Annotated in this window: 2 protein-coding genes; one reads left to right on the top strand and one right to left on the bottom strand. The window is 72.3% G+C overall.

The genetic code is table 11. The features are described 5' to 3' along the window. Positions 1-203: glutathionylspermidine synthase family protein (locus tag J0695_RS37965; protein ID WP_206969383.1), on the top strand; the 203-nt coding region annotated here is incomplete at its 5' end. Between the two features lie 27 nt (positions 204-230). On the opposite strand, the gene J0695_RS44555 is transcribed toward J0695_RS37965, so the two are convergent. Then, a partial coding sequence (locus J0695_RS44555) for an aminotransferase class III-fold pyridoxal phosphate-dependent enzyme (protein ID WP_242553702.1) occupies positions 231-444 on the bottom strand: 214 nt, incomplete at its 5' end.

Genomic DNA, 444 nt, shown 5'->3' with positions numbered 1-444 from the left:
ACGAGCCGGGCTCCGCGCCCGTCCTGCGTACCGACGAGCCGTGCTGCTACCAGGCGCTGGCCCCGTTGCCCGACTTCGACGGCAACCGGGTGGTGCTCGGCGCCTGGGTCGTCGAGAACGAGGCGGCGGGCCTCGGCATCCGTGAATCGGCAGGGCCGGTCACCGACGAGTACGCCCGTTTCCTGCCCCACGTGATCCTCTAGCCCCTGTCCGTCAGCCCCTGTCCGGGCCTAGTCGGCGAGCACGTCCCGCAGCTGGTCGAGCCCCCAGTCCAGGTCCTCCTTGCTGATCACCAGCGGGGGAGCGATCCGGATGGTCGACCCGTGGGTGTCCTTCACCAGGACCCCGCGGTCCATCAGCCGCTCGGTGATCTGCCGCCCGGTGCCGCGGTCAGGGGCGATGTCCACCCCGGCCCACAGCCCGCGGCCACGGACCGCCTCCACC

The organism is Streptomyces beijiangensis, assembly GCF_017315755.1.
Lineage (GTDB): Bacteria > Actinomycetota > Actinomycetes > Streptomycetales > Streptomycetaceae > Streptomyces > Streptomyces beijiangensis.
The sequence above is the reverse complement of the archived record's forward strand: the minus strand, read 5'-3'. Positions and strand labels throughout refer to the sequence as shown.